At 72.2% G+C, this 11,748-nt stretch carries 13 protein-coding genes; 8 read left to right on the top strand and 5 right to left on the bottom strand.

The window, feature by feature from the left end:
- The first annotated feature begins 4 nt into the window (after nt 1-4).
- Both AB0J68_RS15740 and ccsB read left to right on the top strand, forming a co-directional pair.
- Entirely contained in the window at nt 5-1,630 is a 1,626-nt protein-coding gene (locus tag AB0J68_RS15740) for a cytochrome c biogenesis protein ResB (protein WP_363939066.1), read from the top strand.
- On the top strand, nt 1,630-2,607 hold the full coding sequence (ccsB, locus tag AB0J68_RS15735; protein WP_355064750.1) for a c-type cytochrome biogenesis protein CcsB: 978 nt from the start codon (nt 1,630-1,632) through the stop codon (nt 2,605-2,607). Before AB0J68_RS15740 ends, ccsB begins: the two co-directional genes overlap by 1 nt.
- A gap of 70 nt (nt 2,608-2,677) precedes the next feature.
- Here the strand turns inward: ccsB and AB0J68_RS15730 are convergent, their stop codons facing one another.
- The 3 genes from AB0J68_RS15730 to AB0J68_RS15720 all read right to left on the bottom strand — a co-directional run bounded on the left by AB0J68_RS15730 (nt 2,678) and on the right by AB0J68_RS15720 (nt 4,994).
- Complete coding sequence (locus AB0J68_RS15730; protein ID WP_354853778.1) at nt 2,678-4,039, bottom strand: hypothetical protein; 1,362 nt, start codon at nt 4,037-4,039, stop codon at nt 2,678-2,680.
- Nucleotides 4,040-4,143: 104 nt separating this feature from the next.
- Nucleotides 4,144-4,392: a hypothetical protein gene (locus tag AB0J68_RS15725; RefSeq protein ID WP_355064754.1), complete on the bottom strand. Its 249-nt coding sequence runs from the start codon at nt 4,390-4,392 to the stop codon at nt 4,144-4,146.
- 125 nt (nt 4,393-4,517) lie between these two features.
- Nucleotides 4,518-4,994 carry a MarR family winged helix-turn-helix transcriptional regulator gene (locus tag AB0J68_RS15720; protein ID WP_139587112.1) on the bottom strand — a complete coding sequence of 159 codons (477 nt, stop codon included), beginning with the start codon at nt 4,992-4,994 and terminating at the stop codon, nt 4,518-4,520.
- Between the two features lie 74 nt (nt 4,995-5,068).
- On the opposite strand from AB0J68_RS15720, the gene AB0J68_RS15715 reads away from it, so the two are divergent.
- Nucleotides 5,069-5,623, top strand: a complete 555-nt coding sequence (locus tag AB0J68_RS15715; protein ID WP_363939064.1) for a carboxymuconolactone decarboxylase family protein — start codon at nt 5,069-5,071, stop codon at nt 5,621-5,623.
- 47 nt (nt 5,624-5,670) lie between these two features.
- Here AB0J68_RS15715 and AB0J68_RS15710 read toward each other — a convergent pair whose 3' ends face one another.
- Nucleotides 5,671-6,546 (bottom strand): alpha/beta hydrolase, encoded by an 876-nt coding sequence (locus AB0J68_RS15710; protein ID WP_363939062.1) that lies wholly within the window; start codon nt 6,544-6,546, stop codon nt 5,671-5,673.
- Nucleotides 6,547-6,681: 135 nt separating this feature from the next.
- On the opposite strand from AB0J68_RS15710, the gene AB0J68_RS15705 reads away from it, so the two are divergent.
- From AB0J68_RS15705 to mqnP, 4 genes are all read left to right on the top strand, one after another.
- Nucleotides 6,682-7,026 (top strand): helix-turn-helix transcriptional regulator, encoded by a 345-nt coding sequence (locus AB0J68_RS15705; RefSeq protein WP_363939060.1) that lies wholly within the window; start codon nt 6,682-6,684, stop codon nt 7,024-7,026.
- A gap of 51 nt (nt 7,027-7,077) precedes the next feature.
- Nucleotides 7,078-7,266: a DUF397 domain-containing protein gene (locus AB0J68_RS15700; RefSeq protein ID WP_139587116.1), complete on the top strand. Its 189-nt coding sequence runs from the start codon at nt 7,078-7,080 to the stop codon at nt 7,264-7,266.
- A gap of 179 nt (nt 7,267-7,445) precedes the next feature.
- The gene (locus AB0J68_RS15695) at nt 7,446-8,906 is read left to right on the top strand and encodes a menaquinone biosynthesis decarboxylase (protein WP_363939059.1); all 1,461 of its coding nucleotides are present in this window, start codon (nt 7,446-7,448) and stop codon (nt 8,904-8,906) included.
- On the top strand, nt 8,906-9,817 hold the full coding sequence (gene mqnP, locus AB0J68_RS15690) for a menaquinone biosynthesis prenyltransferase MqnP (protein ID WP_355134226.1): 912 nt from the start codon (nt 8,906-8,908) through the stop codon (nt 9,815-9,817). Before AB0J68_RS15695 ends, mqnP begins: the two co-directional genes overlap by 1 nt.
- On the opposite strand, the gene AB0J68_RS15685 is transcribed toward mqnP, so the two are convergent.
- On the bottom strand, nt 9,814-10,776 hold the full coding sequence (locus AB0J68_RS15685) for a terpene synthase (RefSeq protein ID WP_354853798.1): 963 nt from the start codon (nt 10,774-10,776) through the stop codon (nt 9,814-9,816). The genes mqnP and AB0J68_RS15685 overlap by 4 nt on opposite strands.
- 161 nt (nt 10,777-10,937) lie before the next feature.
- On the opposite strand from AB0J68_RS15685, the gene AB0J68_RS15680 reads away from it, so the two are divergent.
- A complete protein-coding gene (locus tag AB0J68_RS15680) occupies nt 10,938-11,567 on the top strand; it encodes a UbiX family flavin prenyltransferase (RefSeq protein ID WP_354853801.1) in 630 nt (209 codons plus the stop codon).
- Nucleotides 11,568-11,748: the final 181 nt, after the last annotated feature.

Below are 11,748 nucleotides of genomic sequence, written 5' to 3'. Positions count from 1 at the left end.
GACCGTGGCTCCGGCGCCCCGGCGCCGGCCCAATCGGCTGCTGGCCCTGCTGCGCAACTCGTGGCGGCAGCTCACCAGCATGCGTACGGCGCTGATCCTGCTCTTCCTGCTGGCCATCGCCGCGATCCCGGGTTCGGTGCTGCCGCAGCGGGGGATCAGCCCGGAGAAGGTCAACCAGTACTTCACCGACCACCCGGACTGGGCCCCCCGACTGGACCGGATCGGCGCGTTCGAGGTCTTCGGTTCGGTCTGGTTCTCCGCGATCTACCTGCTGCTGTTCACGTCGCTGATCGGCTGCATCACGCCCCGGCTGCGCGACCACGTCCGGGCGCTGCGGTCCCGGCCACCGGCCGCGCCGAAGCAGCTGGCGCGACTGCCGCAGCACGCCGTACTGCCCGCCCCGGCCGGTGGCGCGGCCGCCGTCGCCGAGGTGCTGCGCAAGCGACGCTGGCGGGTCGAGGTCCGCGGCGACGAGGTCTCCGCCGAGAAGGGCTACCTCAAGGAGACCGGCAACCTGCTGTTCCACACCTCGCTGATCGCGGTGCTGATCGGTGTCGCGCTCGGCTCGTGGTACGGCTGGAGCGGCAACCGCCTGCTCGTGGCGGGCGCGGACAACGCGTTCTGCAACACCCGCCAGCAGTACGCCGAGGCCAAGCTCGGCCCCCGCGTCGACAGCGCGGACCTGCCGCGCTTCTGCCTGCGGCTGGACGACTTCCAGGCCCGGTTCCTGCCGTCCGGCCAGCCGGAGTTCTTCAACGCCCGGGTGACCGTCGACGGCCCGGACGAGCCGACCCGCAGCGCGGACTTCTCGGTGAACTCACCGCTGCGACTCGCCGACGCGAGCGTCTACCTGCTCGGCCACGGGTACGCCCCGGTGATCCGCTACACCGACCGGTTCGGCAACAGCCAGGTCAGTGACGAGCCGTTCCTGACCACCGGCGACATGGGCCTGACCAGCGAGGGGCTGGCGGCCTTCCCGGACGCGAACGTCGACCCGGCCACCGGCAAGCGGACACCGGGTGAGCAGATGGCGTTCACCGGCATCTACCTGCCCACCGCGCCGCAGCAGGCCCCGTTCGTCCGCTCCGAGTACCCGACCGAGCGCAACCCGGCGCTGAACCTGGTCGCCTACCGGGGCAACCTCGGCCTGGACGCCGGCATCCCCGGCTCGGTCTACCAGCTCGACCAGCGGCAGGTGCGCAACGGCAAGGTCAAGGAGATCGGCAGCAAGCTGCTGCGCAAGGGCGAGAAGTGGACGCTTGACGACGGCACGACCGTCGAGTTCCTGGGCACCGAGCGGTACGTGACGCTCTCCGTCCGGCACGACCCCGGCTCGACGCCGCTGCTGGTGAGCTGCGGCGCCCTGCTGGTCGGGCTGATGGGCTCGCTTTTCGGTAGGCGCCGCCGGGTGTTCTTCCGGGTGGCACCGGCCGACCCGGCGGATGGATCTCCGACGGGCGGTAGTAGCTTGATGGAGGCCGGTGGGTTGCCGCGCACCGACTATCCAGGGTTCGCCGACGAGTTCGCCCAGCTCGTCACCGCCGTGAGCGGTGCCGACGGGGCTGCCGAGCGGGCCGGCACCGACGCTGACTCCAGCGACCGGGCCGGCGTGCGAGAAGGGACCGAGTGATGTCCGCGCTCTCCGACAATCTGGTGACCTTCGCGATCCTGACGTACCTGATCGCGATGATCAGTCACGCCGTCGAGTACGCGCTGGGCAACGCGCGTACCCGGGTCGCCGTGGCGTCGCCCGCCCGCGAGCTGGTGGGGGCGGGGGTCGGCGGTGGCGGTGGCGTCATCCCGGAGCCGCCCGCGCCGGTCCCGCCGACGGCCGACGGCGCGGCGCGTCGGGCCCGGATCGCCGGCCTGGTCGCGGTGGGGGCCACCGCGTTGGCAGCCGTGCTGCACCTCGCGGCGCTGGTCACGCGGGGTCTGGCCGCTGACCGGATGCCCTGGGGCAACATGTACGAGTTCGTGCTCACGGTGACGTTCATCGGGGTGGCGGCCTGGCTCGTGGTGCTCTGGAAGCGGCCGGCGCTACGCAAGCTCGGGCTGTTCCTGACCCTGGTGATGGTGCTGCTGGTGGCCACCGCCGAGCTGGTCCTGTACGTGCCGATCGTGCCGCTGGTGCCAGCCCTGAACTCGTACTGGTTCGTCATCCACGTCTCGACCATCGTCTTCGCGTCCGGCATCTTCCTGCTCGGCGCGGTGCCGGCGGTCGGCTTCCTGATGCGCAACGGGTACGAGCAGGGCAAGCGGAGCTTCCCGTACACCCTCGCGAAGCGGCTGCCCGGCGCGGTCAGCCTGGAGCGGCTGACCTTCGCGCTGCACGCGTTCGCGTTCCCGATCTTCACGTTCGCGGTCATCGCCGGCGCGATCTGGGCCGAGGCGGCCTGGGGCCGGCCGTGGGGCTGGGACCCGAAGGAGACCTGGGCGTTCATCTCCTGGGTCGTCTACGCCGGCTACCTGCACGCTCGCGCCACGCCCAGCGTGAAGCGCAACGTGGCCACCTGGATCGCGGTGATCGGCTTCCTCACCATGCTGATGAACCTGTTCGGCGTGAACATCTTCTTCACCGGCCTGCACTCGTACGGCGGGCTGAACTGACCCTGGTCGACGACGCGCGGGCCGGCCACGGAATCGTCCGTGACCGGCCCGCCGTCTTTCGTTGCCCTGGTCAGCTCACGGTCACCGGGGCGATGTCGTTGCTCGGGTCGTCGTCAACCCGGGGGTAGCGGCCGTACGGCTGCACCTCGCCGGCGGCTCCGGTGAGGCTGTCGATGCGCAGGTCGAAGGTGACCGTGTGGCTCGTCCCGGCCGGGAACACGGCCCCCGGCCCGTTGCAGTACCAGGTCGTCGGGGCGTCTCCGGCGGTCTCATCGTCGCCGTTGAGCCAGCAGCCCGACGGGTTGGCGAGCACTGTGGTGCCGGCCGGCGGCACGAAGAGGAAGGCGCCGACGCCGTCACCGGAGTTGGTGGCGTCCGGGACACCGGGGCCCTCGTTGCGGAGGCCCACCGTGACCCGGACGGTGTCACCGACGGCCCCGGTGACGGTTGCGCCCTCGGCGACGATGTCGAAGGCGCCCTGGACGTTCCGCAGGTAGGTCTGCCCGCCAGCGCCGGTCACCTCGACCGGGATCACGCCGAGCGGCCGCCCGACCGCGCGCAGCCGCAGTGCCTGGTCGGCCTCGCGGCGCGCGAGTTTCACACCACTGGGCAGCGGCCCGGCGCTGGCCAGCGGCTCCACGATCTGCGTGATCCGCTTGTCGCCGAGGGTGGCCGGGCCGACAGTGGTGGCGAGCCCGCCGCGCAGCTCGTGCCGCTGGCCGGGCGCGAAGGTGCCGCGCACGGTGCAGACGGCCACGGTGGCGAGCACCTGGTCGGTGCCGTACCGGCAGTTGCGGTAGCTCGCCGGGACCAGGCCCACCGGGAAGCGCATGGTGAGCCGCAGGTCCACGGTCGGCTGGTCACCGGCGTTGACCACGGCCACCGGGACGGGGCGCGTGTCGCCCACCTCGACGCCGGAGACGTACTCGTCGACCATGTCGAGCAGGTCGGGCCCGGACCGCACGGTGATCGTCGCCTGCTGGGTGTACGCCTCGGTCTGCTCGCCGAATGCCGTGTAGTCGAGCGTGCCGGTCACGCCGTCGGCGGCACCGGGAGCGGCCCGGAACACCACCGGCACGGTGCCGGTGAGCGTGCCGAAGTCGTCGACGGCGTTCGGTGGCATCGGGCAGGTGACCGAGGTGGCCTCGGTGACGCACCAGTCGGGGAAGCTGGCGGTGGCCACGCCGGCCAGGCCGGCCAGGTCGATGGTCACCCGGGGCTGGGTGGCCCCGGTGCTGGTCAGGGTGAGCGGCACCGTCCGGGCGGGAGCACCGGGGCCGCCGACCGTCAGGTCCCCCAGCCAGCCGCTGACCCAACCGGGGTCGTCAGCGGCCGCAGCGGGACCGGCCACCACGCCGACCGCCGTGGTGGCCACGACCAGCGCGCTCAGACCGCGCAGGAGCCTGCCACGCGTAACGTGCACAGATCTCATCGATCTCCTTGGTGAGGGATGAGCCGGTCGGTAGAAGCCGGGGCTGCTGCGACCCGACCCGACCGGCACCCCTGATCCTAGAGATCGCCTGTGACAGTTCTCGATCAGTCGATCGGAGCCTGAACACCGTCGGAACGGGCCTCGCCGCGTGGCGGCGGCCCGGGTCGCCAGCGGCGCAACGCCCGCTCGACCTGGATGGTGACCTGATAGGACACCTCGGGCAGGTCGGCCAGCCCGATCCGCTCGCCCCGCAGCGCCACCTGCGCGTGCAGCTCCCGGGCGATGGTGTCGCGCAGCTCGACCAGCAGCGGCGACAACCCGTCCGGGTCGCCGTCGACGTACGCGTCCGACATGCCCCCCAGCCTGCGCCGGGGTCCGGCCGTTCGGCCAGGACCGGTGAGATGTGCCCGCAGGGCTTGACCCACGCCGATGGGGTGGCGTCCCGCGCACCACGTCGGCGATCCGGTGTGGAGCAGGGTCAGCCGCCGAACCAGCCCGGCACGTCCAGGCGGAACCAGTTGGCCGAGGCCATCGTGCGCAGGTCGTCCTCCAGGGCGGCGACCCGTTCCTCGCCCAGGGCCTCGGCCCACTGCTCGCGCAGCCGGTCGAAGGTCTCCGCCGAGCGGCGTAGCCCGTCGGCGCCGTGTTCCGTCACCCGGACCAGCCGGCGGCGGGCGTCGGACGGATCGTCGACCCGTTCCAGGTAGCCGACGGCGACCAGCCGGTCGACCGTCTTGCCGGCCGCCTGCTTGGAGATGCCCAGCCGTTGCCCCAGCTCGGTGGCGGTGGTGCCGTGCACCCCGACGGCCTGCAACACGAAGCCGTGCAACGGGCGCAGCTCGGGATGCCCCTGCCGGGCCAGTTCGGCGTGCAGGTCGTCGATCAGGGTGCGGAAGCCGGCCAGCAGCAACAGCGGGAGTTGGAAGCCGGGCCGGGCGGGATCAGCGGTTGCCATGTTCGACAACCACGTTTACTATTTCGTCAACCACGTTGACCATCTTACGGCGTACGCCGTGGAAGCAGGTAACCATGTCCGTCTTCACCGTCCACACCGCCGAGACCGCACCCACCGCCGCCCGCCGGACCGTCGAGGGCGTACGCGGCCGGTTCGGCTGGCTGCCCACCCCGGTGGCGCTGATGGCCGAGTCGCCACAGCTGCTCAGCGGCTTCCTCACCGCCAGCGCGGGCTTCGAACAGACCAGCCTCGCGCCGGTGGAGCGGGAGGTGGTCATCCTGACCGTCTCCACCTCGCACGAATGCCACGTCTGCGTGGCCCTGCACACCGGCAAGCTCACCGAGATCGGCGCGAGCACCGCGCTGATCACCGCGTTGCGCGGCGGCACGGAGCTGCCCGAGCCGCGACTGGAGGCGCTGCGCCAGTTCACGCTGGCCGTGCTCAGGCACCAGGGCGCGGTGCCCGACGAGGAGTTGGAAGCCTTCCTGGCGGCCGGCTACCAGCCCCGGCAGGCGCTGGAGGTGGTGCTCGGCGTCGGGGCGTACACGATGTCCGCCTTCGCCAACCGGCTCACCCGCGCGCCGCTCGACCCGCCGCTGGCCGCCCACGCCTGGGCGCCCGCCGCCTGACCGCCGCATCACCCGCCGCCCGCAGGGCTGACCAGCGGCTGCGGCCCTCAGCCCGCACCGAGGAAGTCGCGCAGCAGGGCCAGCATCTCGTCCGGGCGTTCCTCGTACAGCCAGTGTCCGCAGTCGTCGATCACTTCGCCGCGGACCGTGTCGGCGTACCGGCGGACCTGCTCGGCGACCTGTCCACCGAGGCTGGCCGACGCGCCGACGGCCAGCACCGGCATCGTCAGCTTCGTGGCCCGGTACGCCGCGTTGTCGACGATGTCCTGATCGAACGCCCGGAAGTAGGCGAAGCTGGCCGTCAGGTGCGCCGGGTCGCGCAGATGGCGGGCGAACTCCTCGATGTCGGGCGCGGCCATGCTGCCCTTGCGCACCATCAGGGCATCGGTGAACCGGTCCACCCAGAGCGACTCCCGCCCGCGGACCAGCTCCTCCGCGAGCCCGTTGCCGATCGAGAAGAAGCCGAAGTTCCACACCCCCGGCCCGGCCGCGGTGAGCGCGGGGAACGTGTAGATGCTCTCGTCGGGAATCGGCGCCTCGGTGAGCGCCAGCCGGCTCACCCGCTCCGGATGGGCGGCGGCGTACGCGTACGCCACCATCGTTCCCAGGTCGTGCCCGACCACTCGCAGGTCGGCGGTCAGGCCGAGCTGGTCGAGCAGTCCGTGCAGGTCGGCGGCCACCGTCTTCTTGTCGTACCCGCCAGCGGGGGCGTCGCTGTCCCCGAAGCCGCGCAGGTCGGGCGCGACCACGTCGTACGAGCGTCCCAGCTCGGGCAGCAGGTGCCGCCACATGTGCCAACACTGCGGGTAGCCGTGCAGCAGCACCAGTGGCGGGCCGCTGCCGCCCCGGACGTAGTTCAGGGTGATCTCGCCGATCCGCGCCTGTTGCTCAGTGAACCCCGCCGGCATCCGCTCCGCCCCCATCGCTGCCTCCGTCCGCCCGCTTTGAGACTCGCGATACCCCGATATGGCCGTTGAATGCTGACTCAGGGTCGCGAGTTCGCTACCTTGCGGCAGGCGGATCGATGTGGTCCTTCATTCACGGCGGGAGGCGGGCGAATGGCCCCAGTGGTGTCGACGGTGGCGATCACCCGGGACCAGCTCCGCCGGTCGCGGCTCGCGGCCGGCATGAGTCAGGAGGAGTACGGCAAGCGGGCGCACTACTCGCCCTCCATGGTGTCGGCGGTCGAGTTGGGCCAGACCGTGCCCAACCTGGCGTACCTGACCCGGGCCGACGAGGTGCTCGACACCGGTGGGCTGCTGGTCTCGCTGCGCGAGCTGGGCCGGCGAGACGGTGAGCCGGTCTGGTTCCGGCCCTGGTTGGAGGTCGAGCGGGTCGCCACCCAGTTGCGAGAACAACGAGGTGGCGACCCTGCTCGGAAGGCGGGAGAGTCTGCGCAGTGACGCGCTGCCCCGGCAGCAGTCCATCGACCTGCTCGAGGAGATCGTGAAGCCATGGATCTGACCGGAGCCCGCTGGCACAAATCCACCCGGAGCGGCAACGACGCCGGCGCCTGCGTCGAGGTCGCCGACAACCTGCCCGGCCGGGTGCACGTCCGCGATTCCAAGGACCGCGACGGCGGCGTGCTGACCTTCAGCCCGGCCGCGTGGCGCGCGTTCGTCGAGCTGGCCCGCACCGACTGACCGCGCCGAACGACCGCGCCGCCGGTCCAGGAGCTGTCGCTGGGCGGTGGCCCGCGCCGACCTGGCCGGTGGCCGCGCCGCGCCCGCCGGAGCCGCGGACAGCCGTCGACCCGGGCCGTCGCGGGTGTCACAGCACCCGCTGTGGGCCACCCCGGACCCGGTGCGGGAGACTGGGCGTCATGGCGGCTCGTGGCTTCCCGTACACCGATCTCAAGGACTTTCTCGCGGCGCTGGAGCGCGCGGGGGAGCTGCGTCGGGTCGACGTCCCCGTCGACCCGACCCTGGAGATCAGCGAGGTAGTCACCCGCACGGTGCGCGCCGGTGGGCCGGCGCTGCTCTTCGAGCACCCCACCCGGGGCGAGATGCCGGTGGCGATCAACCTGTTCGGCACCGAGAAGCGGATGGCGATGGCCCTCGGCGTCGACTCGCTGGACGAGGTCGGCGCCCGGATCGGCGCGTTGATCAAGCCGGAGCTGCCGGTCGGCTGGTCCGGCATCCGCGAGGGCCTGGGCAAGGTCATGCAGCTCAAGTCGGTGCCGCCGCGCAAGGTCAAGACCGCGCCCTGCCAGGAGGTCGTCTACTCCGGCGACGACGTCGACCTGAACCGGCTGCCGGGGTTGCAGGTCTGGCCCGGCGACGGTGGGATCTTCCACAACTATGGGCTGACCCACACCAAGCACCCGGAGACCGGCAAGCGCAACCTGGGCCTCTACCGGCTCCAGCAGCACGGCCGCAACACGCTGGGCATGCACTGGCAGATCCACAAGGATTCGACCGCGCACCACGCGGTCGCCGAGCGGCTCGGCCAGCGCCTGCCGGTCGCGATCGCCATCGGTTGCGACCCGGTCGTCTCGTACGCGGCCAGCGCGCCGCTTCCCGGCGACATCGACGAATACCTGTTCGCCGGGTTCCTGCGGGGCGAGCGGGTGGAGATGGTCGACTGCCTCACCGTCCCGTTGCAGGTGCCGGCGCACGCGCAGATCGTCCTGGAGGGCTACCTGGAGCCCGGCGAGCGGCTGCCCGAGGGGCCGTTCGGCGACCACACCGGCTACTACACGCCGGTCGAGCCGTTCCCGGTGCTGCACATCGAGACGATGACCACGCAGCGCGATCCGGTCTACCACTCGATCGTCACGTCGAAGCCGCCGCAGGAGGACCACGGCCTCGGCAAGGCCACCGAGCGGATCTTCCAGCCGCTGCTCAAGCTGATGATCCCGGACATCGTCGACTACGACCTGCCGGCCGCCGGGGTGTTCCACAACTGCGCGATCGTCTCCATTCGCAAGCGCTACCCGAAGCACGCGCAGAAGGTGATGAACGCGATCTGGGGCGCGCACCTCATGTCGCTCACCAAGCTGATCGTGATCGTCGACGAGGACTGCGACGTACACGACTACAACGAGGTCGCCTTCCGCGCGTTCGGCAACGTCGACTACGCCCGTGACCTGCTGCTGACCGAGGGTCCGGTGGACCACCTCGACCACTCGTCGTACCAGCAGTTCTGGGGCGGCAAGGCCGGCGTCGACGCGACCCGCAAGCTGCCCACCGAGGGCTACACCCGCGGTTGGCCGGAGGAGATGACCATGGCCCCGGAAGTCGCGGCCCTGGTCGACAAGCGCTGGAAGGAGTACGGGATCTGATGGCCGTCCTCGACGCACCGGTGGAGAAGCCGGGCCGGGTCAAGTCCTTCCTCAAGCTCGTCGCGATCGAGCACTCGGTGTTCGCGCTGCCGTTCGCGTACCTGTCGGCGCTGACCGCCATGCAGGTCAACGGCGGGCACGTGCGGTGGCTCGACCTGCTGCTGATCACCGTGGCGATGGTCGGCGCGCGGACGTTCGCGATGGCCGCCAACCGGATCCTCGACCGGCGCATCGACGCCCGGAACCCGCGTACCGCAGGACGGGAACTGGTCACCGGGGCCGTGAGCGTGCGGACGGCCTGGACCGGCGCGGCCGTCGCGCTTGTGGTGTTCCTCGCCGCCGCCGCGCTGCTCAACCCCCTCTGCCTGGTACTGGCGCCGCTCGCCGTGGTGCCGCTGGTCGTCTACCCGTACGGCAAGCGGTTCACCAACTGGCCGCACGCCATCCTCGCGATCGCTCAGGCGGTCGGCCCGGTCGGCGCCTGGCTCGCGGTCACCGGCACCCTGGACGGCTCCTGGCCGGCCTGGCTGCTCGGCGCGGCGGTCGGCCTGTGGATCGGCGGCTTCGACCTGATCTACGCCTGCCAGGACTCCGAGATCGACCAGGAGATCGGCGTGCGCAGCGTGCCCGCCCGGTACGGCCGGCGCTTCGCCCTGCACGCCTCCACCGTCGCGCACGTGGTGACGTTCGCGCTGTTCATCTGGTTCGGCGCGCTGGTCGGCTTCGGTTGGCTCTGGTGGATCGGGCTGGCGTTGACCGCTGTCGCGTTCGGCTACCAGCACCTGGTGGTCAGCCCGACCGACCTCAGCAAGGTCAACCGGGCGTTCTTCACCGCCAACGGCTTCGTCGGCATCGCGCTGTTCGTGTTCGCCCTGCTCGACCTGGTGATCCGCCTCGACCTGCGCCCCTAGGCGTTGGTCGGGTAGCGGGCGCTCTCCAGCGTCCAGTCGATGGTGCCGCGCACCGCGTACGCGACCCCGTCGAGATGGTCGGTGACCGCCTCGTCCAACGCCGGCCCGAACGACGGCACGGCGGCGCGGAGCGCCACGAACTGTCGCATCGACTCCCGCCAGCGCTCGGCCACCCGGTCGACCGCCTCCGCCGCCGACACGCCCTGCTCGGCCTGCGTGGCCAGGACCAGGTTGTGCCCGCCCGAGGTGGCCCGGTCCCGGTCCAGCGAGGCCACGTCGTTGTACCAGGAGAGCAGGTCGTTGCCGGTGCGCGCGACCTGCCGCAGCAGCGGATGGTGGTAGACCGCGTCGGGCAGCGGTCGGCCGCTGACGAACTCCACCAGCGGGTACGACACCTCCGCCGCCGAGGTTTCCCGCCGCAACTCGACGTACTCGCCGACGCTGGGACGGCGGCCGGCCTCCTTGTTGACCGCCTCCCGCCAGGTGCCGTCGAGGTGCCGGGCCACCGCGTCGGCGAAGCGCTGCCGCCACCGGGCCGGCATCCGGCGGCGCGGCTCCCGCCAGGCCAGCACCAGCAGCCGCCGCAGCGGACCGGTCAGGCCGCCGTGCCGGAGCCGGGGGCCGTCGTGCAGCAGTGCCAGCGTCCCGTCGCGCAGCGCCCGGATCTGCGCCGGATCGAGCCGGTTCGGCCCGTCGCACGCGTCGTCGACGAGGAAGAACCAGGTGAAGAGGGCGGTCAGCACCCGCAGGTCGGCTTCGCTGGCGTCCGGGTAGAGCCGCCCCGCGTACCGGGCGAAGCCGCCCCGGGCCAGCCGGTGCAGCGCGGCGTCGTCCAGCGGCAGCCCCAGCTCGGGCAGCAGACCGAGCAGCCACTGCTGGACCCGGTCCGCGTGCGGCGAAGACCGGGCCGGAATCGGGCATTCGGCGCGCAGCGCCCAGAGGACCTCGCCGGTCGTCACCGATGCCTCCCGCGCGATCTGCTCCCGGTGCGAATCGCCACCGGCAGCATGTCAGGTCGGCGGGACGAGCAGAGACCCGCCCGGACATCTCGGACGGCTCGCGTCGACCGGATCGCGGGGGTGCCCACCGGCGTGCGACGCCGACCAGGCAGGCTGAGGGTATGCGGGAACCATGGGTGGTCGGGGTCTCCGGAGCCTCCGGCACGCCGTACGCGGCGGCCGTCGTCGGCGGGCTCCTCGACGCGGGCGAGCCGGTGGACCTCATCGTGTCCCGGGCGGCACGGCTCACCGTGCTCGACGAGACCGGCCGGTCGTTCCGCGACGCGCACTGGGCCGAGGACCTCGCCGCCTGGCTCGGCCGGGACCTGACCGACGCGGACGTACGGCACTGGCCGGCGGGTGACCTGGCCGCCGGGCCCAGCAGCGGCTCCTACCGGGTACGCGGAATGGCGGTCGTGCCCGCGAGCACGGCGGCCTGCGCGGGCATCGCGATCGGGCTCTCCAAGGACCTGCTGCAACGCGCCGCCGAGGTCAACCTCAAGGAGCGCCGACCGGTGGTGGTGGTGCCCCGGGAGACGCCGGTGACCCGCAGTCACCTGGAGCATCTCCTCGCGTTGCACGACGCCGGGGCGGTGGTGCTGCCGGCCAGCCCCGGCTTCTACGGCGCGGGCGCGGCGGCCAGCGCGCAGCAACTGGTCGACTTCGTGGCCGGCAAGGTGCTGGACGCGCTCGGCGTGCCACACACCCTGTTCCGCCGCTGGTCCGGCCAGCTCGGCGCGGCCCGGGGCTGAGCCGTCGGCTCAGCCTGTTCGGCCGGGACGCCCGGCCGGTTGTCGCAGCGGGACGCGGGGCGGGGGGGTTGGGGGGGCGCCCGCGGGGGTGGGGCCCCCCGACGATAAAACACGGGGGGTGCGGACCCCCCCCCCGGGGGGGGGGCCGCCCCCCCCGGGGGGGGGTGGGGGCGGGGGGGGG

The sequence above is a fragment of the Micromonospora sp. NPDC049580 genome (genome assembly GCF_040675595.1).
In the GTDB taxonomy this organism is placed as follows: Bacteria; Actinomycetota; Actinomycetes; order Mycobacteriales; family Micromonosporaceae; genus Micromonospora.
The sequence above is the reverse complement of the archived record's forward strand: the minus strand, read 5'-3'. Positions and strand labels throughout refer to the sequence as shown.

What these genes read in the sequence shown, in the direction of transcription:
- ccsB (WP_355064750.1), top strand. Translation starts at nt 1,630, where the DNA reads ATGTCCGCGCTCTCCGACAATCTGGTGACCTTCGCGATCCTGACGTAC.
- AB0J68_RS15730 (WP_354853778.1), bottom strand. Translation starts at nt 4,039, where the DNA reads ATGAGATCTGTGCACGTTACGCGTGGCAGGCTCCTGCGCGGTCTGAGC.
- AB0J68_RS15725 (WP_355064754.1), bottom strand. Translation starts at nt 4,392, where the DNA reads ATGTCGGACGCGTACGTCGACGGCGACCCGGACGGGTTGTCGCCGCTG.
- AB0J68_RS15720 (WP_139587112.1), bottom strand. Translation starts at nt 4,994, where the DNA reads ATGGCAACCGCTGATCCCGCCCGGCCCGGCTTCCAACTCCCGCTGTTG.
- AB0J68_RS15715 (WP_363939064.1), top strand. Translation starts at nt 5,069, where the DNA reads ATGTCCGTCTTCACCGTCCACACCGCCGAGACCGCACCCACCGCCGCC.
- AB0J68_RS15710 (WP_363939062.1), bottom strand. Translation starts at nt 6,546, where the DNA reads ATGGGGGCGGAGCGGATGCCGGCGGGGTTCACTGAGCAACAGGCGCGG.
- AB0J68_RS15705 (WP_363939060.1), top strand. Translation starts at nt 6,682, where the DNA reads ATGGCCCCAGTGGTGTCGACGGTGGCGATCACCCGGGACCAGCTCCGC.
- AB0J68_RS15700 (WP_139587116.1), top strand. Translation starts at nt 7,078, where the DNA reads ATGGATCTGACCGGAGCCCGCTGGCACAAATCCACCCGGAGCGGCAAC.
- AB0J68_RS15695 (WP_363939059.1), top strand. Translation starts at nt 7,446, where the DNA reads ATGGCGGCTCGTGGCTTCCCGTACACCGATCTCAAGGACTTTCTCGCG.
- mqnP (WP_355134226.1), top strand. Translation starts at nt 8,906, where the DNA reads ATGGCCGTCCTCGACGCACCGGTGGAGAAGCCGGGCCGGGTCAAGTCC.
- AB0J68_RS15680 (WP_354853801.1), top strand. Translation starts at nt 10,938, where the DNA reads ATGCGGGAACCATGGGTGGTCGGGGTCTCCGGAGCCTCCGGCACGCCG.